Raw genomic sequence first — 266 nt, forward strand, 5'->3', positions numbered from 1 at the left:
TGCAATCGATTTTAGTTACGGGTGGTGCGGGGTTTATAGGTGCTAATTTTATTCCCTATTTTACATCTGAACATCCAGATATTCGAATTATAAATATAGATAAGTTGACTTATGCCGGTGATTTGGCTAATATTTCTGAGGTTGCAGGTCATTCGAATTATGAATTTGTACAGGGAGATATCTGTGATAGGGATCTTATAGTTTCAGTATTCAAGAAATATGATATTACAGGAGTTATTCATTTTGCTGCGGAGTCTCATGTAGAT

The 266-nt window shown here is 35.0% G+C and carries 1 protein-coding gene; it reads left to right on the plus strand.

Annotated elements, in window-relative coordinates; all coding sequences use genetic code 11:
* Positions 1 to 8 precede the first annotated feature (8 nt).
* On the plus strand, positions 9 to 266 hold a 258-nt coding region (locus ACRHNM_RS16950; RefSeq protein WP_431137792.1), incomplete at its 3' end, for a GDP-mannose 4,6-dehydratase.

It is taken from the genome of Psychroserpens mesophilus (assembly GCF_050617655.1).
Classification (GTDB): Bacteria; Bacteroidota; Bacteroidia; order Flavobacteriales; family Flavobacteriaceae; genus Psychroserpens; species Psychroserpens mesophilus_A.